The sequence below is a fragment of the Bacillus sp. AK128 genome (genome assembly GCF_053903075.1).
Genome location: NZ_CP096379.1, coordinates 2,486,816 through 2,508,923 on the forward strand (window position 1 = coordinate 2,486,816; position 22,108 = coordinate 2,508,923).

The following is a 22,108-nucleotide window of genomic DNA, read 5'->3' on the forward strand; positions in this document are numbered from 1 at the left end:
CTGAAAAAAAGTTAAAATGAAGGTTCTGATCATCTATATTGATGTTCAGAACCTTTTTTGGGAACGTTCCTTTGTTAGAACTCGTTACTTAAGGCAGTTAATTTTCTTCAGTTCACTGGTCTTTACTTATCTAAACACCGTATCAGGTACGTTAAAAATATTCCATAGGGTGATGACAACCCCAATAGAATAAACCCATGCTAATAAGGGATTTTTAATATGAACTCTCAGAAGGGTAAAAACAATCACATTAAACAAGCAAGACCACCAAAAATTCCAGTCATTAAAGTATTGTATAACCCCTAAGTGTAAATCAACTAATTCATTTACAGCGTAAATGACTACCCAACCCACTACATATAGAATTTGACTTAGTTTATTTTGATCAGGAAAATTGGACAGATAGATAAGAACAGTCGCAGGGTATTTAATAGCCATTATGGACAAAGAAACATGTGAATTAGTGATTCCCATATCCCTATCAATAGGTGGAGGATTATATCTCCACATTGGATATGCATCAGATAATAAATATAGATAAAGGAAGTCACCAATTATAAAGAAAAGGAAAGTTGGGTAATATACTTTCCAGTTTCTCCAATCTCCCCATTTCCATAATGCGAACAACCATAAAGAAGCATAAATTATATTTAACATTGATTAGATTGAACTCCTAGAGAATTAGTATTTACATTTTATTACAAACGGTCAGTTTTTATCCAATAATTGTAAACCAAATAATGCCAGCTGCTTAATTTACCATTTTTAACAATTAAAACTTCTACTAAAACACAAATTTATTAAAACTTGATACCGATTATACTATTGTGTCAATATTAAGTAGTAAGAAGTAATAGTACATAGAATGTAAACCGGTTTCCTTCATTTATTGAGGATACTTGTGACTTTCTAGCCATGTATTATTCACTTATTTCATTAAACAAAATGGAGGAATATTAATGAGAACCATGCAACTCGGCAAGAGCTCTTTGGAAGTACCGGTTATTTCAGTAGGCTGTATGCGTATAAATTCACTACAAAAAAATGAGGCCGAGCAATTTGTTAAAACGGCACTAGAATTAGGAGCTAACTTTTTCGATCACGCTGATATTTATGGTGGTGGAAGCTGTGAGGAAATATTCGCAGATGCCATACATATGAATAATGATATTCGCGAGAAAATCATCCTTCAGTCTAAATGTGGAATCCGAAATGGAATGTTCGACTTTTCGAAGGAACATATACTAGATTCTGTTGATGGAATCTTAAAACGATTGAAAACCGAATATCTCGATATTCTATTACTACATCGCCCAGATACATTAGTAGAACCAGAAGAAGTTGCAGAGGCATTTGACATTTTAGAAAAATCTGGGAAAGTTCGCCATTTTGGAGTATCTAATCAAAAACCTATGCAAATCGAGTTACTTAAAAAATACGTGAAACAACCACTTGTAGCAAACCAGCTTCAATTAAGTATTACAAATTCCAATATGATTTCGAATGGTTTTAATGTAAATATGGAAAATGAAGCGGCTGTTGACAGAGATGGGAGCATTTTGGATTATTGCAGGCTTCATGATATTACAATTCAGCCATGGTCACCTTTCCAGTATGGTTTCTTTGAGGGAGTATTTTTAGGAAACGAAAAATTCCCTGAATTAAATCAAAGAATAAATGAAGTGGCTGATCAATACGGGGTGAGCAATACAACCATTGCAGTCGCATGGCTATTACGCCATCCTGCTAAAATGCAACCAGTAATTGGAACAATGAACATAGATCGTTTAAAGGATTGCTGTAAAGCAACCGAACTACAGATGACTCGTGAAGAATGGTATAGTATATACCGTGCAGCAGGAAATATTTTACCATAAATGATAACTAGCACTCTCCTTATGGAGGGTGCTAATTTTCATCAATTAGGTACCTCTAAATCTCTAATCGATAAATTGCTTGTTCATCTTTATTAACTCGGTTCTGACTCTGAAAGCCTACTCTTTCATATCTTATATCCTTTAATAGCTTTACGATTCCAAGTAACCTATTCATCTAACCCCTTAAACACGAACAATAACAACTTGACACACCTTTATCGTTTGTATTATCATTCACTAGGTGATGAAAATTATATACTTATTTCCAATTGTTCGTATATCCTCAAAGATATGGTTTGAGGGTTTCTAGAAGGAACCGTAAAGTCCTAACTACGAATGGGTATTTATTCTACCCATTTGTAGTTAGGATTTTTTTGTGCTTGTTAAAGTTTTATAAATGGAGGCTATTATGGAAAAGTTATTTAATCTTAAAGAACGTGGTTCAACTGTTAAAACTGAAATCGTAGCAGGTTTTACTACCTTTTTAACAATGGTTTATATCATTGTTGTAAATCCTGCTATCCTATCTTCTGCTGGAGTACCATTTGATCAAGTATTCATGGCAACCATTATTGCAGCAGTAGTTGGAACACTTTATATGGGTATTTTTGCAAAGTACCCTATTGCTATCGCACCAGGAATGGGTATGAATGCTTATTTTGCAAGTGTGGTTGCAACCCAAGGTGTATCTTATCAGATTGTATTTGGTACTGTCTTTTTAGCTGGGATCTTATTCATCGTCATGACATTTACTTCTTTACGAGAAACCTTAATTCAGGCAATTCCAAATTCCCTTAAATATGGAATCACATCTGGGATAGGTTTATTCATTGCATTTATAGGGTTAAAGATGGCTGGTATCGTTGTCCCTAGTGAATCTACAATGGTAACGTTTGGAGATTTACATCAGCCTGTTACACTACTATCTTTGTTCGGTTTGTTTTTAACACTTATTTTACTAGCTAGAAAAATAAATAGTGCGCTGTTTATAGGAATGCTTGTTACTGCTATCCTTGGGATTTCAACCAACCTTCTTAATTTTGAAGGAGTTGTATCGATTCCACCTTCTCCTGTGTTTCTTGATTTAAACGTAGCTGGTGTCTTTACAGAAGGGTTATACACGGTCGTGTTTGCTTTCCTGTTGGTCACTATTTTTGATACAACAGGAACAATGATTGGAGTTGCTGATCAAGCAGGCTTAACAAAGAATGGAAAGTTTCCAAGAGCAAAATCAGCTTTAATGGCTGATGCTCTAGCAACCACAGTAGGATCTACATTCGGTACAAGTCCATCTAGTGCTTATATTGAATCCTCTTCAGGAGTAGCAGCTGGAGGTAGAACAGGGTTAACATCTATTATTGTTGCCATCCTATTTTTAGTTGCGATGTTTTTTTCACCTGCCATTTCGGCTATATCTGCATTACCTGCAATAACGGCACCTGTTCTGATAATCGTCGGGTGCTTTATGATGGAAGGCCTTTCTAAAATTGATTGGAAAACTTTCGATGAAGCGTTCCCTGCATTTGCAATTATCCTAACAATGCCACTAACTTCTAGTATTGCAACAGGTATTGCCATCGGAATCATTACGTATCCACTCATGAAAGTGGTTAGTGGTAAATGGAAAGAAGTACACCCTATTTTATATGTATTCGGTGTGATTTTCCTAATCCAAATGATTTTCTTTCCTGCTCATTAAGAAAGGCTCTTTTTGTATAGGAACATCTTAATACTAAGGTAAAAATCCGGCTTTTGGGATTTTTACGTAAAGCAACAATCTATACAAAAACAGACTTAAGAAAAAGCTAAGAGGTAAAAATTACTTCTTAGCTTTTTTCTTGATTTTTCTTTCATATTTTCATAACAAAAGCAGGAAATAAATCTTTTATGTTCGAATATTTGTTTATTAAATTTAAGGAGTGGATTTTAATGGAAACCCGTCATGAAATATTATTTAATCAATTAGAAAGCTATCGAACCGATATTTTAGGTGTAGTAGGACAATTAACCGAACAAGAGGCAGAGCTAATTCCAAGTGGCTTTAACAATAATATTCGATGGAATTTAGGTCATATTTATACGGACCAATATTTATGGATACAAGCCGTTACAAAAGAAAAAACTGTTCTACCTGAATCGTTTAATCAGTGGTTTGGTTATGGAACGTCTCCAGCTAACTTTCAACCAGAAACCCCCTCTTTAGAAGAACTAAAGAGCTTACTTGAAAACCAACCCGCTCATATTAGAGAGGTTTATAGTAAGAGGCTTGAAGAGCAATTCCCTCCTACTGAGATGGGAATGAATACGATCGAACAAGTGTTAATTCGGACTATTTTCCATGAGGGTATGCATTTACAGGCTATTCTAGATATTAAAAAGTTTATATAGAATGAAATGAGGACAAAAACTAATATAGTCTTTGTCCTTTTTTTGCAAATAATTTTGGTATCCAGCTTTCATTAGTAAGAACTGGGGACAATCGTCCAGGTGGCTGTTGAATCGTAAACATTTTTGTATTTGAGCACATAGGGTTCATTATCATTCACACTTAAATGAAAGACACCGTAGAACTCTTCACCAATTTTGGGAGACTCTCTAAAATTCTCAATATCATGATAAAAGCCAAGTTCCTCTCCGTCTTTGTCCAATAGAGTAAAATCAACAAAACTTATTGTTCTAGGTCGATCATCCTTATTTCTAATCATAAATTCTACACGAAGTACTTGCTCTGGTACCTCTTCACTATATGGATCACGGTAGTCTGTATAATACGCGTCTAAGACTTGTATCTCTAATCCGTAATCATTCACAACATCACCTATTTCAAAGCTTCCCAATTCTTGTGCTTGTCTTTCCCTCTTCTCAAATGGCAGATCATATTCACCAATGATTTCACTATTTACATTCACAAATCGAAAAGTTGGTTCTTCTCCAGTAAAATACTTTGAATTTTTATAGGCGGGTCTAAGGATTCCATCCAACAGGTCAATCCTAATTAAATTCTCAAAACTATTTCTTCCCTCTATATTATTAATCGTCACCTCAATGGTTTGTTCATTCATCCATTCAATACTTGATACTATATCCTTTGAGTTTGAAATATGAAGTAAGAACTCATCAAACTGCTCCTTCGTCATGTGAATTTCATCCATTACGGCATCTGGGAGTTCACTCCAATTTATATCTTGATTAGTAGTAACCTCTATTTCTGTAGGGATTGCATTTGTAAATTGAATAGGAAAGTTTAAATCTTCCCCTACCTTATCATCTTCAGCGAGTTCTTCTAGTTCAGTTCCTCCTGATACTGGACCATATGGACCATCTATTTGTAAAGTGGCAGTCTTCAACTTATTAACATCTTCTCTAGTAATAGGAAACCATAGATATGTTTGATGAGAAGATTGACTCTCTATCTGAGGTCCCATAAACGATTGAAGACTACTTACGGAAAGGGAAACCTCATTTTGATTGAGCATGAGTTTTGCCTCGTGATTTGGTATGGATCCAAATAGGTCAAATAGGTAATCTTCATTGGTGCTATTTTCCATAGTAATTTCATAGACAACAAAGTAGTTTAAACTGCTATCTTTTTTTGGTTTTGCATATTTTGTTCCTTCAAACAAAACGTAAGCTCCACCAATCGACACTTCTATCGGTCCGGTTGTTTTTGATGTATGTTGATCTTCTATATTAGCTTCTCCCATTACTGTATAAGCGTGAAATGGAGTATCGATTATTTTACCAACATGCCATTTTTCCTCATCTGAGTCAATTTTCTCTTTTATAGATTCCATCTCTTTAACCGTTAAGATTGAATCTATACTAGTGTTACTGCATGATGTAACTAACACTAATAAAGATACAAGTAAAAATACAAATCTCATTACAACAAATACCTCCAAAACATTTAAGCGATTACAACACTTTGAGAGTTAAAACATTTAAATAAGTTAGTATTGTCCCTCATTTCTCAACACTAATTCATTTATTTAGACATCTGTTTATAGTAACCTAAAAATGGACCACAGTAGTCATTGAAAAATCCCCCAGTATATAATAATCCCACAAAGAAAAATATTCATTATGTGGGGAGTCTGGAGAGTTGATTACATTGAAGAAGAAACAAGAGGTCCTACTTATGTATTTAAGGGAGGGCAGATCGCAGAGAGAGATTGCTAGAATGCTTGAAATTGACCGTAAAACAGTTAGTAAATACATAAATGAGTATGAAGACAGGCGGAAAGAAATTGAAGAAAACAAAGATTCTATTCATGTTGGGGAGCTGATACAAGAACTAGTTGAATCTCCAAAATATAAAGTAGAAAATCGTACAAGCCGAGTTATGACAACGGAAATTAAACAACAAATTATGGATCATCTTAGGGAGAATGATGAGAAAAAGCAAAAGGGTTTGAGAAAGCAATTAAAGAAACCTATAGACGTCTATGAGGCTTTGGATGCCGAAGGTATAGAAATTAGCTATAGTACGGTTCTTCGAACCATTCGTAAGATAGAAAAGAAAGTTAAAGAGGCTTTCATCAAAGGCTCCTATTTACCAGGAGATATTTGTGAGTTTGATTGGGGTGAAGTGAAAGTAAACATAAACGGAAAGTGGACAAAGCTTCAAATGGCGGTATTTACATCTGCCTTTGGGAACTTCCGAATGGCCTTCTTATTTACGAAGCAGAAGATGGAATGCTTCCAGGAAGCGCATGTTCTCTTCTTTAAAGAAACTGATGGCGTATATAAAACAATGGTCTATGACAATATGAGGGTGGCTGTTAAACGCTTTGTTGGTACAGAAAAAGAGCCAACAGATGGCCTCTTAAAGCTATCAATCTATTATGGGTTCGATTATCGCTTCTGTAACGTTCGCCGTGGAAATGAAAAAGGGCATGTTGAACGAAGCGTTGAAGTCATCCGAAGAAAAGCATTTGCGTTCCGTGATACCTTTGAAACCCTTGAAGAAGCAAATCAATATCTGTATCAAGTTTGTGAACGGCTTAACCAAAAACCACAGCCATCCAACCAAAATCAGACTGCGAAACAGTCTCTCATACTAGAACAGGAACTTTTCCTCCCTCTTCCCCATCCGTTCGATGCAGCTCGTGTCCAAGACGTGCGCGTGGACAAATATTCAACCGTCGTCATTGATCAAAGCCATTACTCGGTTCCTGATCATTTAGTCGAACAAAAGGTAACAGTGAAAATCTATTCAAATCGAGTTCTCTGTTTCTATGAGGGGAATAAGATAGCTGATCATGTCCGTCTTACTGGGTGTCATGAGTGGAGGCTACAACTTGAACATTATCTAGAAACGATAAAGAAAAAGCCTGGTGCATTAGCTGGTAGCACAGCATTACAACAGGCAGACGAAAAACTAAAAAATATATACAAGACTTATTATATCAGCCGCGAGAGAGAATTTGTAGAGTTAATACAATATTTAAAAGGAGAATCAAGTGTTAGTGAAATTGAACAATGTATTGAAGAGCTTCGCCGAATTAATCCTGTGCATGTAACAACAGACAAGATTAAAGTTTTATGTGCAAAGAATAAAACGAAATTATCCTCCAGTCTGCCTATTTCAAAGGAATCAAAGGAAATAAATGATCAAGCTATTGCTCACCTTAAAAAGTATGATGAGCTATTCCAGATTGAGACACTAGGAAAACAGGAGGCCATTGCATGAACAAATCAAAACAAAGAATCGATGAGATCTGTACTTACACAAGTGAGTTAAAGTTACCTATGATCAAACAGACTTTTCAAGAGGTCATTAAAGACGCGAATCAAAAAGAAACATCATATGAAGAATTTCTAGCTTTACTATTACAAAAGGAATGGGATTTCCGTCAGGAAAATGCACAATATAATCGAATTAGAAGAGCAGAATTTCCTTATAAAAAATATTTAGAGGATCTTTCAGTCGAAGATTTACCTGAAGATGCCCAAAAGAAATATAAACACCTTAAAACGCTAGAATTCATAAAGGAAGGCAGGAACTTAATTTTAGCAGGTAATCCAGGTACTGGTAAGTCGCACATGGCCATAGGCTTAGGGTTAAAAGCTTGCATGGAAGGTTATAAGGTTTGGTTTACTACGGTTCCCTTATTGATTAATCAGATTAAAGAATGTCGATCTGAGAGAACTCTTCGTTCTTTTCAAAACCGATTCGAGAGATTTGACCTCGTGATAGCGGACGAAATGGGCTACATCTCATTTGATAAAGAAGGAGCTGAGTTATTGTTTACTCACCTCTCACTGAGGGCTGGACAGAAATCAACTATCATTACAACAAATCTATCCTTCGAGAGATGGGGAGAGATCTTCCAAGATCCGATTATGACAGCTGCCATGATTGATCGGTTGACCCATCAAAGTTATTTTGTAAATATGAACGGCAACTCTTACCGAATGAAACAAACAAAAGAGTGGCTAGCAAAACAACAATTAGGGTAAGGGAGAATTATTAATGAAAAGATTAGAAGCAGTGGAGACTATGATTTTCTTTCGGTCTTATGGAGTGAAGTGCGAAGAGAATCTAGTCCAGCAGTGGTTGATAGAAAGTCAAACCGAAAGAAAATCTTCTGTAAGTGAAGAAGATTTATATCAGTTTAATGAATGGTGTAGATGGAAAGGTACTCCTTATGAAGAAGGAATTGATGAAAAAACAAAAATCGATAGATTGCTTGAAGAAAATAAAAATCTAAAAAACGAAATTAGAAATCTGCGGAATGAAAAGGCTAGAATAATAGAGCAATTAGAAGTTCACTTAGAGAAACTGCCCTTTTAATAAGTCGTTCCTCTGCCTAACTGGAAAAATTAGGTGGGGGAATTTTAAATGATTATTTGGTGGAATTTTGAGTTGACAATTACAACATCCTTGTAACAAGCAAAAAATATGAAAACTTCAACAAAGATCGGATTTAATCAAACACTCAAAGTTACTTCAATTTTATTCTACTTTAATTTACCTGGAGTCAGTGAAGTCCAATGATATTTACCTAAATCAACATACCCATCTGGTGTCCTAAAATATACATTTCAATTAACAAAACTACACTAGTTACATAATTCTAAGGGCTAAAAAAGTCTCTCTCAAGTTCAAAGACAGAACCATCAAAAGGACTTACTGAATAAAAATACTCTTTTCCATTAACCTCCACTTTATAGTAAAAATAATCGTTGGTTAGTACAATCGATTTATATTTTAGTATTTTAGTAGTAGGAACAATTTTATTTTTTATAGGGATAAATGCATATTCCATCCCCTTTAATTCTTCTTCAATAAGGTCTTTTCCTTTCTCATAGTTGTAAGGTGGCAAAGTTGAAAATAACAAAGTCGGAATGAGGAGTAATAAGATGATGTTTAAAATAATTATTCTTTTTACTCTGTCACTTTTTAAGTTAAATAGAAGAACTACCTGAAATATTATAAGCGTATAATAAGTTGAAGTCTTCAAGATTAGAAATCTAGAATTCATTATAGACACGATGACTAACTCTATTAAGAAACATAAAACCAATAGAGAAGTGATTAATCTTTTTTGGTTAATGGTATTCCCTCCTTTATTAGAGATGAATATCGATTTTCTACATAAATAATTCATCAAATAAGACATAGAACAACCGAAGAATGTGACCAAATTAGTTACTAATGATTACTCTCTAATTTAATTTTAGCATAATATTCCAGATTATTAACCTTAAACTCTAGATCAATAATCCCAACCTGAACATCAACAACAAGTAAAGCTGTATTTGTCACACAGATTCCTCTTTTCCCTTGTATTTTTTACTACCTTTATTATAAAATTACCATTTTATTACCATGTGTCTATAGAAATTTTCTTATATATGTAATTTTCAAAGCTGAGGTATTGTTTGTTGATTATTCTGTCTTGTAACTAAGGCTACTGCCAATATATATGTAAAGGTGTACCACAACCAGTTTTAATAAAAGCCTTTAATAAAAATCATTCTGTCTTGAACCAATAGCTAATTCCCTGAATAGGCTAAATGAGAACAGTTTGGGAGGAAGGCAAACAACATGAATCCAATGGATTTTTTTAAAGGAAAAGACGGATTTCCTTTTAACGCTATACCTGAATCACAGTTTAATCCAGAAGATCTTTATGATTTGAAGAAAATGGTAAAACAATATCACTCCATGTTAAATGAAGATTTTTGGAGCGATATTCATGGCATGAGAGTAAAGAAAAATAAAAGAGAACCCGTTATTCCGATCGAGGTTTGGGAAAATGATAAATTTGTATATTTATCTGTTATTTGTCCGGGATTACCAGATATAAAATACGCAAGAATACAATTTCAGAACGACCAAGATTTAAAACTAATCCTCAAATCACATTCTATAAAACCAGAAGGAGCAACTACACTTCTTTCTAGTGAATTACCCCAAAATAACTTTGAGAGGGAGATTCACCTTAAAAAGTCAGTAGTCACCACTGATTATTCTTCAAGCTTTGAAGATGGTGTGCTCTCCTTTACTTTCATAAAAATAAAAGATGAAATTGAAATCCCATTTGACTTTTAACAAAAGGAGGAGAGGAACATTCCAAAAATAGAAATTAACATAGGTAACTTCAAAGTTCTTAGTTTATCAGGTACCTCTTCTTTAGTTATTGGCAAGGGAAATTACGAGGATCTGTCTAGCCAATCAAAAACTACAAATGGTGTTGGGAGTGCATATGGGGATGGGTCTTATATAAATATGAGTCCTTATCAGTCTCCAGTTAATGATCCAGACATAACTAATAAATATAATCCTTATTACCAGCAATCCTATCATCCTTTGCAGCAGTATCATTATGCCATGTACCCAACACATTATTTCATTCCATATTCTAATCAATATATAAAACCACCTGCTACAAGCTAGTAACAGGTGGTTTTATCATTTTAGTATTTAACACTTCAATTAAGAAATTTTCACTCAATCTTCTAATCCTAAAGAAGATTGGGCTATTGGCATAAATGAATCCATTCCATCGGGGTCATAAACTGGAGAAGCTATAGGATTAAAATTGTTAAAAACAAAGTCACCAAATGTCTGCCCTGCAATAAGATTATTTTTAACCTGACTTTCTAATGATTGATAAAACGATTCTCCCACAGAAAAGGCAGCATTTGTTTCCATTTGGTTTACTTTAATACCCCCGAAAAACACTATACTTACCGGTTCATTATCACCTAATACCATTTTTTCACAACCTTATATTTTTGCCATATAAACTTCTAAAATGCCATTGTCATAATGAAACTTAATACTCTGTTTATCCACGCCCCCCGGGATCTTCACTTTGCGTTGAAAGGGTCCTTGAAAAATTTCCTGTACGATAATGTTTCTAGTAACTTCCGGGAAATGAGTAACAACTTTACCACTAATATCAAGGAAACCTTGTTCATTTAATAATATTTTTAAATTCTCTTTTTTTACCCCTGGTAAACTAAGACGTAAGAAGTATTGTTGATTGGTTTCAAATAAATCAACCTTAGGAGAACGAATTTCATTTTTACGGATCGGCGGTTGTTTATTTTGAGTGTTTGGGGGCATACCATACACATTCTTATTGTTATTCATATCAATACCTCCAAGAGAATAAGTATTATATAGTCTATTCAGATCCCTTAAAGGTGTGATTCATCATGAAAAGGAGATTATTTGATGGAAAATGAAGTGGATTCCTTAAAAAAAATACAACAACAAATCGAACACTTGCATCAATACACACAGCATTTAAATAAATACTTATCAGAGATAAATGTATACGAATATTATATACAAAAAGTTACAGTGGAAAGTGTGAAGGGCACATTACAGATAGGTCATTTAATGGAGGAAGAAATAAAAGAAGAGGACGGTGTCCACCGTTTTTATATAGGCGATTTAAAGATTATTAAAATAGAAGACTCTGGAACTGTTGGGTTGGGTGTGACGGAAAAAGGAACTTCATCAAAAGAAGAGGACGAGATAGTCTCGCCAGAAGATGCTTCTCCTGAAATCAAAAAAATCTATGAAGAAATAAAGATACTCTTAGGTGTTGAAGAAGTTCCAGAATTTTTCCAACAAATAGCTTCAAAAGAAATAGTCCTGAATAAAGTCTGGGATTTTATGACGTATAAATGGAGTGCTAGTTATGGGTTTAACACCTTTTATGAAAGAATTTTAAGTCTACTGAATGAAATAGAACAGTTTGAAGATGATATAACAAATCCTCTTCTTCTAGATGATCAACAACTAATTTTGCTCGCTAATAGTATAGAAGAAAAAGCAAAATCTTTGCTACTAATTACAGACCTTCTTAAAGCGTTACTTCCAAGGTATTTAGATACCTACAATACTGCCCAAAACATGATCCACCCTGAAAATTTACTAATAAAGAAGTACGCCAATAAACAGGTCTCTAGAAAACAAATAAAAACGGCAATAAAAAGCACCTTTAACCTTACAAAGTTTCCTGATTTATATGATGAACTACTAAACGACCCTGATCTTTTAAGTTATGTCTATTACCATCGAATTCAACCAATAGTTCTTTCTGAAGTAGCAATAAGTTATTTTAATAGTATGAATGACCTTTACCCAAACGTACAATCATCACAAATTACTGGATTCAGTCCTGATGAGCAAATCTTACTATTTTCAAGTCTAATAAACTACTTAGCTACTTATCAGAAAGAAATCTTGCTTGAATATATACTCTTATGAAATTGTAAAATGATGATCACTTAAATTGCTGCTTAATTGTACCTTTACCATTTTCAACAATAACTTCTGCAATAGCGCCATTAATTAGTGTGATTTGTGGAGGCATATGCCCACAATCAATGTCATAAATAATAGGGATCTGCAGCTCGTTGTAAAGGTCTAGATACACATCCTCTTCCGTATAGTTATCAACAGGTTTATTTAAAGCACTTCTTCCAAACATAATTCCGGAACAACTTTGGAACCACCCCGCTAGCTTCATTTGTACTAAAGACCTTCTTAAATCTGCAGTATTTAATTCACAGTTTTCTAAATACCAGATAAGGGGTTCTTCTTTCGTAAACTTTTTTCTAAACCCTTGTACATCCCCATATGGAGTTCCGATTAGGTGTCTAATGACGTCAATACATCCACCTAGCAATCTTCCTTTTATTTGAACAGGTTGATTTGAGATAGATTTCCAATAGGTTGGTTCAGTCAAATGGAACACACATGGACTAGGCTCAGCGTGATTCCACTCTTTTTGAAAGTTAGCAGATGATTGCTGAAGAACAGTTTCACCTACATTGGTAGAAAGAACGGATTCCCACATGGCAGTTGTCTCGTCATAGTATTCCCCTCTTAAATCTACAAAGTTAGAACCATGGGCTGTGGCTATACCCGTTCTTAAAGTAACCGCCAAAAGTAATACACTAGTATCAGAATATCCAAGCACCCACTTATTTCTCATGCTATTAAAATCTAGATCTTCCAATATTTCGATTAAGAGTTCTCCACCCCAGTTTGGAATAACTAAATGAATATCTTCGTTTTTCATCATATTATTAAACTCATCAGCCCGCTTGATTGCAGGTGCTGACTTTGCCTTATCTTGAGTCCAGACAGTTTCCCCACAAACGACCTTGAATCCTCTTGATTCCATTCGATCACACGCAGATTTGAACATATCATGCAAAGGCTCTGGTACCCCACTTGATGGTGCAGTTACTCCAATAGTAGCTTCTTTTAAAAGAATCGGATATTTAATCATCATCTATTCTCCTTAACTCTATTTTTTCATTACTTGTTAAAGGATCTTTTGAAGCTCAATTTCGTCCCTAATTGGAATTCCTTCATACCCTATATGTGGGATCGTAGGTTTGTATTTTCTCGCTTTATCAACAGCATTAATATATAGGTTTGATAGGATAAATCCTCGCTTTTGATAGAATTTTAATGCGTTTAAATTATCATTAGTAGTTATAAGTTTTACTAACTTACATTTATCATGTCTTGCTATATTTTCAACTTCCTGTACAAGCAATGTTCCGAACCCCTTGCCTTCCTGAACACTATCTAGTGAAATAATTTCACATTCATCTCCATTAATAGTATAAGTGATGAGACCCATTATAGTGCCTTTGGTGTCTATAACAGAAACGCCGTCTAATAAGTGACAATCATATACTCCACTTGTAATAACCATCTCTGAACTTCCCCAGTAACGCTTAAAGAAATCGTTTATTTTCTCTGCTGGCAAATCTCGTTTTGGTAGAATAAACATTAAAAACCCCCACTTCTTTGTCTAGAATTCTTTTAGAATCTTTATTTAACTAGTAAGAGCTATATCTTCTCTTTGAAACCTTTATTTCCTTCATAATACCAAATTTACCCACAATTTAAATACGTTTATTTCGAAAATAAAACCTATACATATGTTATACATATGTTATACAATATAGTTATCGCAAATTGGAGGGACATGAGAAAATGTTTGGACTAATGAAAAATACTAGAGCTAAAGAAGATTTATTTGAACCAATCATAGAGTTTCCAAAGGATCATCAGATTGCAATTGTAAACGAAAAAAATATTGCAGCAAAATTGAATTATATGGGAATGACACAGGAACACTTAAATTTGTTACAGAATTCACAAGAATTTATATTTGAAATGGTAGACGAAGTTTTACAAAAAGTATTAGATCAGTTATATAAACAACCAATTTTAAAGGGAATTGCTTCAGAACATACGAACAGAGAACGATTGTATCAAGTATTTGTTAGGTATTTTAAGAGTGTGCTTAGTGGTAACCTAGATGAACAATATTTTGAAATGAGAAAAAGAATTGGTGGAACCCACAATGGTGCTAATCTACCTGCTTCATGGTTTATAGCCACCTATTCAGCTTTAAACACTCTACTTATACCTCAAATCATCAGAAAGTTTAAGGGCGACCCTGAAACATTATCAAAAATGATTCTTGCTATTACCCATATAACTAATCTTGACTCACAGCTAGTTGTGGAGAACTATATAGAATCAAGAATAAACGAGCTAAAGGAACTAAATGCAAATAAAGAAATGCTTCAGAAGGAACTAGTCGCCATTAGCCAAGAAGTAGCTGCTTCAGTGGAAGAAACAGAAGCTTCTATTTATGAGACTAGCTCAAAGGCAGACCAGATTCGACAAGAGACAGAGTATACTCAAAAGAGTAGTCAGAACCTATTAAATTTAACAAATGAGAATGAAACTCAAATGAGTTCAATGATCGGAGCGTTTAACGAAGTGATTCAAGAGGTTGATTCCTCCATCCAGGGAATCGTTCATCTGAAAGAGACTTCGGAAAAAATTCTATCAATGACAAAAAATATTGAAGGAATAGCCGATCAAACTAATCTTCTCGCCTTAAATGCTTCAATTGAGGCAGCCAGAGCAGGAGAACAAGGAAAAGGATTTGCAGTTGTTGCGTCAGAGGTACGAAAATTGGCAGAAAACTCTAAATTGCTAAGCAATGAAATTAAAACTTTAGTAGATCAAAATAATCATTCTATCCTACATTTAGTAGAAAATATGAAGTCCATGAATCATTCTACACAAAGCTCTCAAGAGCAGATGCACCAAGTTAAGAACGGACTATCAACAGTTAAAATGGAGATGGAAAACTATATCTCACTGTTTGATCGTAACAAACAGGACCTTGATTCGATCGTTTATTCGATCCGTGAGATTAATCATACAACTAAAAATCTATCAACCCTATCAAACACCTTATTAGATAAGGCTGAAAACTAAAAATAAGGCAAAAGCTCGTTAAGTAGCTTTTGCCTCTTTTTTTTACGGACTTAATTTTTTACTTTGGTCTTTCGATTGTGAAGATGTCTCCAACTTTCGCATAATCATTTCCTGCTAATCTACTAATAGCCCCTAAACCTCTTGGGTCAATTTTACCGTTTTCATAAATGGCTTGATTTATGTGAACCTGAACCACTTTTCCGATAAATAAATCACAACTTGGAGAATCTTTATCACCTAATTGTATAGATTGTTCTAAGATACACTCCATTCGGATTTTAGCCTCTTCCACTCCTGGTACTGTCACCTTTATACTATTTACTGGTGTAAGATTGACATGCTCAATTTCACTTTGGTCTGGTGGTAAACTCGCAGCTGTTTCATTAACTTTATCAACATTTTGCTCATCTACAATATGAACGACAAACTCCTTACTTTCAAGAATGTTCTTCGCTGTGTCCTTTAGCCTGCCTGCCGAACGCTGGACAGACAACGAAATCATCGGAGGATTAGATGATACTATATTAAAGTAACTAAAAGGAGCACCATTTAAAACTCCTTCCTTGGAGAGCGTCGTAACAAATGCGATTGGCCTCGGCACAATACTTCCTATTAATAACTTATAGCTTTCTCTTTCCGAAATACTACTAGGGTTTATAGATATCATCATATTTTCATCATCCCTTTCATTTTTTTGTACTGTGAGGATAAAAGAAATAGCTTCCTCCCTAGATTTTGTTGAAATAAGAAAGCTTAACAACTACTTTTGAATCTGGATTTGTACAGTATCAGTTAAAATCTTCTTTCTTCTGAAGTAAAATAGTACACAGTAAAAAATTCCAGCCGCAACGAATATTGATAACCAGTCAGTCCAATTAGGAGTGTTAGTACCTTCACTCACTACAAATACACCATCACCCGCTACCCCTGTTATTCCAAAAAACAGACCGTAAACAAGGTTTAAACCGAAGTGAATTCCAGTAGTTGCCCATATTGAATTTGTCTTATAGAATACATAAGTTAAACTGAGTCCGAGCGAAACCGAGAAGAGTGTATTTTGAAGACTAAAACCTGCATACCAGCCATCATCAAACGTATAGATAGAGATACTAATAACAAACAATAACACGGGGGAAATTCTATTTTTCAAATGATAGAACACCAAGCCCCTAGTAATCATGTCGTTTATTAGTGAACCTGTCCCAAAACCAAACAATATAATTAGAAATGTGGGTAGACTGTAACTAAATTCCTTTATTCCTTGGAACTGGAGCTTTCCAAAATATAAATAAAATGCAAATAACACCCACCAAGCAAAGGAACCTAGTAGTAGACCATATAATAACCGCTTGATCCATGCAGAATGAAAAGTTATTCCATAGCTTTTCATTCCTTCAGAACCGTCCAGTTTTGAAACTAGAAAAGCAAGTGGAAAAAACAGCACAATATGTATAAACCTCATTACATCGCTCATTTGAAACATAAATGGCAAAAGGCTAAAGTATATACTTAATATTAATAATTTAATGATTAACATTCCAACAGTTTTTTTCATTTATTTACTCCTTACCAAAAGCTTATATCCCCCTCTCTTTAATCTATCAGATTACCTAAAATATTCCTATAAATAAAAGTTCTTACCAAATATTTTATGAAATTCGGTAAATGAATACAAAATAAATAAATCGACAGCTGTCGATTTATTTTTCACTTTCGGTATGGGATATTAAGTAAGTTTGGTACAGTTTCAAAATCAAGGCCTTGCTTCTTTAATGCTGGAATGATTTGACGAAGAGATTTAATTGTATTAGTACGATCACCGTCCCATTCCGCTCCATCATGCATGAGTATAATAGCACCTGGATGTACATTACTGATTACATTATAGGAAATTTGTTCAGGAGGAGCTTCTTGCCAATCTAATGAATCTACAGACCAACCTACAACTGTATAGTTTAATTGCTTAAGTTCTTCGACTAATTCATTGTATAAAAAACCGTATGGTGCTCTGAATAATTTAGTTCGGTAGCCAATTTGTTCAGCTAAGGCATCCTCTGTTTGGGAAACCTCTCTTTCTAAAGTGGCTATCTCCCCTTCTTTAACCAGATTCGGATGCCAATAAGTATGGTTTCCGATAATATGTCCTTCATCAATAATTCTCTGAACTAGCTCAGGATAGGCTTTAGCACGTGATCCCATTAAGAAAAAGGTTGCCTTGACATTGTACTCCTTCAAAACTTCTAATACCTCAGGGGTGAACCTAGGGTCAGGACCATCATCAAAGGTAAGAGCAACCTTATTTACATTTTGCGGACCTCTTAACACAATCGTTTCAGGATACCTCTGCTGTAACACAATATTAGAAACTGGATTACGGACACGTTCAGTTTCAGCCCCACCTTTTAAAGGCGGTAAATTATTATTTGGTTGAGCTGCAACTTGTCCAACACTTTGCGAAACAAATATGAATATTAATGAAAACAAAAATAACGACATTTTATATCTACTTTTCATTGATCCATCTCCTTTTTATTATTACATTGTTATTTTTAATTAAATTGCCTTCTTTATTCCTTGATTGGCTTAGCTAGAGAAAAATACTTTTCATCTAATTCTTCTCATGAAGGCTCTTTTTATAAAACTTTGTCGCTATCGTGTTCATTTAGTAGGTGTACTATCAGTTTTATAAGAAAATTGAGTATGGATGTAGAAAAGAGCAACTCTCTAAATGTATTGCAAGATCTTGATACTAAGGTGAAAATCCTTCTATAGGCATTTTTACGCAAACCAATAATTGAACGAAAACAGCCTTCATTAAATAAACAATGATACTAAAAAATATTAAATGGAAATTTATAGAATTGGATAAACTATACCTGAATCTATCTAATTGAGGTGATTTTTATTCATATCGAAGGTAATATTATTTCGGGAGAATTTGATGCAGGCACCAATGAATTTTATATACAGCAGGTTAAAGGCTTTGAAACAGGTTCAGTCCTTAACAAGAATCAGTTCACTAAATTATATCACTACCTAAGGCAGCATGAAGACCAACACGACGGTCAAATTATTACTCTATATGATCAAATGCCGGTAATTCTTACACAGTTGCAAATAAAACAACTAGTAGTGGATTTAGAAAACCTCCAAGCAATGTATAAATAGGTTTATTGTCACAAATTTGTAAAAATAATCCTCATCCAATTGTGAGAAACCTCACAGGAAGATTAATAAAGAACTTTTACAATAAAGCTATAAACTAAATACAGGAGTGATGTTAGATGTTTATGGCTTATTTTATTGTAGTCAGCATATTTTTAATTGGGATTGTCATGGCCAAGACGATTATGGATGGAGTTGTTGAAGCAGACCGTAGGTATTTGGATGATTTTGAAGAGAAAATGTAATCAATAAGTATATTTCTAATTTACAAAAGGCAACTAGTTCTATGAGATCCTAGTTGCCTTTATCTATATTTTGCATAAGTTTATACTACTTGATCCTCAGCATTCTCTAGCACAATCTCTTTCCTTACTTTTCTGATCGGGAGTAGTGTTCCAATCAACACAATCACTGCTGAAGCAACCAGTACATTTGTGTATCCAGTCAGAGCCACAGTGGATAGTGTTGCAAACAAGACTAAGTCCAACATGGAGTCCACGATTGATAATAATGAAATAGTGGTGGCTCGAACATTAGACGGAATTAAATCATTACTTAATTGAGAATAAATTGGATAACGAACGGCTTGAATAAACCTAAGGACTAAGAAGGCTCCTAATATAACAAACAGAGAATGAGAGATGAATGCTGACATAAGTAATCCTAGTACTGCGAATACCCCTGTAATATTCATAAGAAAAACTCTTGAAAACTTCTTTGTCATCCATCCTATCGAATTAGAAGCAATATAGCCAATTAATGAAGCAACCGCGTACATAACACCAATTAGATATACTGGTAAACCCGACTCTAACATTAATGGCTGATCAAAATAGCTATAGACCACACCTGCAGGAATAAATACTAACGTTACATTTAAAAACATCACAAGTAACTGTGGTGCTTCTCTAATTACTTTAAGTCCACTTTTCACTTGTGTGAACGGATTTTCCCGATAAGGCGTTTCTTGTTGTGGCTGCTTCACTCGAAGTACAAGGATTAATTCCACAAGGTAAAAAAGTAAACCTAGTCCAATCAATAAGATAAACTGCTCATTTTGTAGATCCTTTGCTAAATAAGCACCAAACAATACAGCAAATACCATTGAAATAAAACCTGCTGCTTGAATATGACCCATAGCCTGATCCATCTGGTTCTCATGACCACTCTCTTTTAAAGAATCATAGATTAGTGCTTCATCTGCTCCAGAAAAAAATGTCACTGAAAATCCATTAATAAAGCTATATAAGAAAAACATCCACGGTTCATATGCAAACAACAATAATACTAAACTTAGGATTTTTAATAGAGTACCTGTTAAAAATGAAATCTTAGCTCCAAATCGATCTGCAAAAACTCCAGTTGGCACTTCCCCTATTAAAACAGCACCACTCCAAAACATTAATACAATTAAAATCTGAGATGCAGATAAGCCTCTTTCTGTATAAAATAACGTTAAAACTGGAGCTAAGAAACTAATCGCCCCAAAAAAATGAACCCAGTACATAACTCGAATGTTATGTCCCGCCAATGTACCTTTTAAATGCTTCATCCAAATAATCCCCTAAGCTTTGTTTTATTTTGAAAATATTTATATCATAATAACCCTTACATATTGTAAAATATTAGTAAGATTTTGGAAAGATAAATTTTAAAGATAAATCTTATATGAAATCAATTAGAATAATAGTTTACATGTAAAAGGAGATCTAAAAATGAAACTACATACAGAAAGATTAATCATCGTACCTTGTACAAACGAATTAATAATAGAAATCTCGGAAGAATATAAAATTGGCCCTCATATTCTGGATTACTTAAAAAAACTATCAGAAGACTCGTCACTTTTAGGCTGGGGTGCTTGGTTAGTTATACAGAAAGAAAACAACAAAATTATTGGGGATATAGGTTTTAAAGGAAAGCCTGACTTAGAGAGTTCAGTTGAGGTAGGTTATGGGATGGTTCCAGAAGTTCACGGGAATGGTTACGCAACCGAAGCTGTCAATAAGCTGATTGAATGGGCGCTCTCTTTTGAACACGTAAATAAAGTAAAAGCAGAGTGTTTAACTTCAAACACTCCATCAATTAGAGTACTCGAAAAAGTAGGAATGGAGAAGACTAGGCAAGAGAATGATATGTTTTATTGGGAAGTAACTAAATAATGTGATATTTTTTTAAAAAAATCGACTTAACTACCAAACGCTCAGAGTTTTGAACTGAGCGTTATTTTTTAGATGTTTCCACTTGATCGTAGTTAGTTTTAACACCTACCTAGTCACTCTTCGCCTCATTTGTCCTTATCAGCCAATCCTTTATCAAGATTTCCACGACTTCCCGTTTATCGATATAAAGCATATGACCTGCTTGATTTAATACAGTTAAGGTTCCATTAGGAAATTTATCAAGGAGAAAATAATGATCCTTATATCCACAAATCGAATCTTGTTTTCCCAATATGATTAGGGCTGGCTGAGAGAATTCTACCGCTTTTTTAAAGAGTTCAAACTTGAAAAAATATCCTTCATCTCTCCAATTTGACATCAGGAACTCTCGATTGGCTAACAATCGTCCTGGCTGAATTTCATTTAAGAAAATGGTAAGGTTCTCCCTAGTTTGATTAATCATTAATGTTTCGAATGCCGTTCTAATTCCAGGTGAAAGCTCATTTACTATTTCCTCATCTTTAGCAAGGATAACTTTTTCAGGTATATTTCTCTTTCTTAAGTGAAGAGCAGGAGCCAACAAACAAATACTCTTTACTTTTTCACTCCTATGATGCAATATACCTTGTGCTAAATAGCCGCCATATGACGACCCAATTAGGGAGAATAGTTGATTGGGAATAACTTGATCAATAAATTCTAATATGTTTGTTAGAATATCATCAGATGTCCGTAAATCATCACTTATTATACTTTTACCGTGAGCAGGTAAATCAATATAGATTCTCATAAAACCACGAACCGTTTTAAATATTGACTCTATCCATTTCATTGAGCGATGATCAGTACCCATAGCATGCATGATCACAATCGGAAAACCACTACCTACTATCTCATAATGAATATAACCTTTGGAAACCTTAGATGTTTTCAATTTCCGCTCTCCTCTTCATTACATTATATGGGAATTATCTCATTCTACATTGTATTGTACAATAAGAAAAATTCCTTCATATGAATTAGAAAAACCCCAAGAACCATTCTTAATCTACTCACCCACTTTCAATTAAATTTAAAAAAAATGTAGAGAAACCAAATTTGGCTTCTCTACATTT

At 34.3% G+C, this 22,108-nt stretch carries 25 protein-coding genes, 2 pseudogenes and 1 riboswitch; of the genes and pseudogenes, 15 read left to right on the forward strand and 12 right to left on the reverse strand.

The window, feature by feature from the left end; genetic code table 11:
- Positions 1-126 precede the first annotated feature (126 nt).
- Positions 127-657, reverse strand: a complete 531-nt coding sequence (locus tag M1D60_RS12350; protein WP_456275185.1) for a CBO0543 family protein — start codon at positions 655-657, stop codon at positions 127-129.
- A 302-nt stretch (positions 658-959) separates the two neighbouring features.
- Here M1D60_RS12350 and M1D60_RS12355 point away from each other — a divergent pair, with 302 nt between their 5' ends.
- The 3 genes from M1D60_RS12355 (at position 960) to M1D60_RS12365 (ending at position 4,265) form a co-directional block, all read left to right on the forward strand.
- Positions 960-1,877 carry an aldo/keto reductase gene (locus tag M1D60_RS12355; RefSeq protein ID WP_456275186.1) on the forward strand — a complete coding sequence of 306 codons (918 nt, stop codon included), beginning with the start codon at positions 960-962 and terminating at the stop codon, positions 1,875-1,877.
- A gap of 253 nt (positions 1,878-2,130) precedes the next feature.
- A riboswitch (purine riboswitch) is annotated at positions 2,131-2,230 on the forward strand.
- A 56-nt stretch (positions 2,231-2,286) separates the two neighbouring features.
- Entirely contained in the window at positions 2,287-3,576 is a 1,290-nt protein-coding gene (locus M1D60_RS12360; protein ID WP_456275187.1) for an NCS2 family permease, read from the forward strand.
- Between the two features lie 230 nt (positions 3,577-3,806).
- The gene (locus M1D60_RS12365; RefSeq protein ID WP_456275188.1) at positions 3,807-4,265 is read left to right on the forward strand and encodes a DinB family protein; all 459 of its coding nucleotides are present in this window, start codon (positions 3,807-3,809) and stop codon (positions 4,263-4,265) included.
- A gap of 71 nt (positions 4,266-4,336) precedes the next feature.
- Here the strand turns inward: M1D60_RS12365 and M1D60_RS12370 are convergent, their stop codons facing one another.
- Entirely contained in the window at positions 4,337-5,761 is a 1,425-nt protein-coding gene (locus M1D60_RS12370) for a hypothetical protein (RefSeq protein ID WP_456275189.1), read from the reverse strand.
- 218 nt (positions 5,762-5,979) lie between these two features.
- Between M1D60_RS12370 and istA the strand changes: the two genes are divergently transcribed.
- Genes istA through M1D60_RS12385 form a run of 3 tightly spaced genes read left to right on the forward strand, consistent with a single transcriptional unit; the run spans position 5,980 to position 8,673 of the window.
- Positions 5,980-7,569, forward strand: coding sequence for an IS21 family transposase (gene istA / locus M1D60_RS12375; RefSeq protein WP_456275190.1), 1,590 nt, complete (start codon positions 5,980-5,982; stop codon positions 7,567-7,569).
- Positions 7,566-8,339 carry an IS21-like element helper ATPase IstB gene (gene istB, locus M1D60_RS12380; protein ID WP_456275191.1) on the forward strand — a complete coding sequence of 258 codons (774 nt, stop codon included), beginning with the start codon at positions 7,566-7,568 and terminating at the stop codon, positions 8,337-8,339. Before istA ends, istB begins: the two co-directional genes overlap by 4 nt.
- A gap of 13 nt (positions 8,340-8,352) precedes the next feature.
- Positions 8,353-8,673: a hypothetical protein gene (locus tag M1D60_RS12385; RefSeq protein ID WP_456275192.1), complete on the forward strand. Its 321-nt coding sequence runs from the start codon at positions 8,353-8,355 to the stop codon at positions 8,671-8,673.
- A 283-nt stretch (positions 8,674-8,956) separates the two neighbouring features.
- Here M1D60_RS12385 and M1D60_RS12390 read toward each other — a convergent pair whose 3' ends face one another.
- Positions 8,957-9,373, reverse strand: a complete 417-nt coding sequence (locus M1D60_RS12390; protein ID WP_456275193.1) for a hypothetical protein — start codon at positions 9,371-9,373, stop codon at positions 8,957-8,959.
- Between the two features lie 557 nt (positions 9,374-9,930).
- On the opposite strand from M1D60_RS12390, the gene M1D60_RS12395 reads away from it, so the two are divergent.
- From M1D60_RS12395 to M1D60_RS12405, 3 genes and pseudogenes are all read left to right on the forward strand, one after another.
- Complete coding sequence (locus M1D60_RS12395; protein ID WP_456275194.1) at positions 9,931-10,437, forward strand: Hsp20/alpha crystallin family protein; 507 nt, start codon at positions 9,931-9,933, stop codon at positions 10,435-10,437.
- Positions 10,438-10,524: 87 nt separating this feature from the next.
- Positions 10,525-10,599, forward strand: a pseudogene (locus M1D60_RS12400) (hypothetical protein); the annotation flags it as partial.
- 15 nt (positions 10,600-10,614) lie between these two features.
- Complete coding sequence (locus M1D60_RS12405; protein ID WP_456275195.1) at positions 10,615-10,782, forward strand: hypothetical protein; 168 nt, start codon at positions 10,615-10,617, stop codon at positions 10,780-10,782.
- Positions 10,783-10,836: 54 nt separating this feature from the next.
- On the opposite strand, the gene M1D60_RS12410 is transcribed toward M1D60_RS12405, so the two are convergent.
- Both M1D60_RS12410 and M1D60_RS12415 read right to left on the reverse strand, forming a co-directional pair.
- Positions 10,837-11,103, reverse strand: coding sequence for a spore germination protein (locus M1D60_RS12410; protein WP_456275196.1), 267 nt, complete (start codon positions 11,101-11,103; stop codon positions 10,837-10,839).
- Positions 11,104-11,115: 12 nt separating this feature from the next.
- On the reverse strand, positions 11,116-11,484 hold the full coding sequence (locus M1D60_RS12415) for an Hsp20/alpha crystallin family protein (protein ID WP_456275197.1): 369 nt from the start codon (positions 11,482-11,484) through the stop codon (positions 11,116-11,118).
- 84 nt (positions 11,485-11,568) lie between these two features.
- On the opposite strand from M1D60_RS12415, the gene M1D60_RS12420 reads away from it, so the two are divergent.
- Positions 11,569-12,612, forward strand: a complete 1,044-nt coding sequence (locus M1D60_RS12420) for a hypothetical protein (RefSeq protein WP_456275198.1) — start codon at positions 11,569-11,571, stop codon at positions 12,610-12,612.
- A 16-nt stretch (positions 12,613-12,628) separates the two neighbouring features.
- Here M1D60_RS12420 and M1D60_RS12425 read toward each other — a convergent pair whose 3' ends face one another.
- On the reverse strand, positions 12,629-13,642 hold the full coding sequence (locus M1D60_RS12425) for a S66 family peptidase (RefSeq protein WP_456279433.1): 1,014 nt from the start codon (positions 13,640-13,642) through the stop codon (positions 12,629-12,631).
- A gap of 36 nt (positions 13,643-13,678) precedes the next feature.
- Positions 13,679-14,155: a GNAT family N-acetyltransferase gene (locus tag M1D60_RS12430; protein ID WP_456275199.1), complete on the reverse strand. Its 477-nt coding sequence runs from the start codon at positions 14,153-14,155 to the stop codon at positions 13,679-13,681.
- Positions 14,156-14,490: 335 nt separating this feature from the next.
- Here M1D60_RS12430 and M1D60_RS12435 point away from each other — a divergent pair.
- Both M1D60_RS12435 and M1D60_RS12440 read left to right on the forward strand, forming a co-directional pair.
- Positions 14,491-14,856: pseudogene (locus tag M1D60_RS12435) on the forward strand (protoglobin domain-containing protein); the annotation flags it as partial.
- 282 nt (positions 14,857-15,138) lie between these two features.
- Complete coding sequence (locus tag M1D60_RS12440; protein WP_456279434.1) at positions 15,139-15,666, forward strand: methyl-accepting chemotaxis protein; 528 nt, start codon at positions 15,139-15,141, stop codon at positions 15,664-15,666.
- A gap of 58 nt (positions 15,667-15,724) precedes the next feature.
- On the opposite strand, the gene M1D60_RS12445 is transcribed toward M1D60_RS12440, so the two are convergent.
- From M1D60_RS12445 to M1D60_RS12455, 3 genes are all read right to left on the reverse strand, one after another.
- Entirely contained in the window at positions 15,725-16,333 is a 609-nt protein-coding gene (locus M1D60_RS12445) for a flavin reductase family protein (RefSeq protein ID WP_456279435.1), read from the reverse strand.
- A 93-nt stretch (positions 16,334-16,426) separates the two neighbouring features.
- Positions 16,427-17,221, reverse strand: coding sequence for a CPBP family intramembrane glutamic endopeptidase (locus M1D60_RS12450; protein WP_456275200.1), 795 nt, complete (start codon positions 17,219-17,221; stop codon positions 16,427-16,429).
- Positions 17,222-17,373: 152 nt separating this feature from the next.
- A complete protein-coding gene (locus tag M1D60_RS12455; RefSeq protein WP_456275201.1) occupies positions 17,374-18,180 on the reverse strand; it encodes a polysaccharide deacetylase family protein in 807 nt (268 codons plus the stop codon).
- A 390-nt stretch (positions 18,181-18,570) separates the two neighbouring features.
- On the opposite strand from M1D60_RS12455, the gene M1D60_RS12460 reads away from it, so the two are divergent.
- Positions 18,571-18,834: a hypothetical protein gene (locus tag M1D60_RS12460; protein ID WP_456279436.1), complete on the forward strand. Its 264-nt coding sequence runs from the start codon at positions 18,571-18,573 to the stop codon at positions 18,832-18,834.
- Between the two features lie 116 nt (positions 18,835-18,950).
- Positions 18,951-19,076 (forward strand): hypothetical protein, encoded by a 126-nt coding sequence (locus M1D60_RS12465; protein WP_456275202.1) that lies wholly within the window; start codon positions 18,951-18,953, stop codon positions 19,074-19,076.
- An 80-nt stretch (positions 19,077-19,156) separates the two neighbouring features.
- Here M1D60_RS12465 and M1D60_RS12470 read toward each other — a convergent pair whose 3' ends face one another.
- Entirely contained in the window at positions 19,157-20,383 is a 1,227-nt protein-coding gene (locus M1D60_RS12470) for an MFS transporter (RefSeq protein WP_456275203.1), read from the reverse strand.
- Between the two features lie 163 nt (positions 20,384-20,546).
- On the opposite strand from M1D60_RS12470, the gene M1D60_RS12475 reads away from it, so the two are divergent.
- Positions 20,547-20,993: a GNAT family N-acetyltransferase gene (locus tag M1D60_RS12475; RefSeq protein WP_456275204.1), complete on the forward strand. Its 447-nt coding sequence runs from the start codon at positions 20,547-20,549 to the stop codon at positions 20,991-20,993.
- Between the two features lie 109 nt (positions 20,994-21,102).
- Here the strand turns inward: M1D60_RS12475 and M1D60_RS12480 are convergent, their stop codons facing one another.
- Complete coding sequence (locus tag M1D60_RS12480) at positions 21,103-21,855, reverse strand: alpha/beta fold hydrolase (RefSeq protein WP_456279437.1); 753 nt, start codon at positions 21,853-21,855, stop codon at positions 21,103-21,105.
- Between the last annotated feature and the right edge of the window lie 253 nt (positions 21,856-22,108).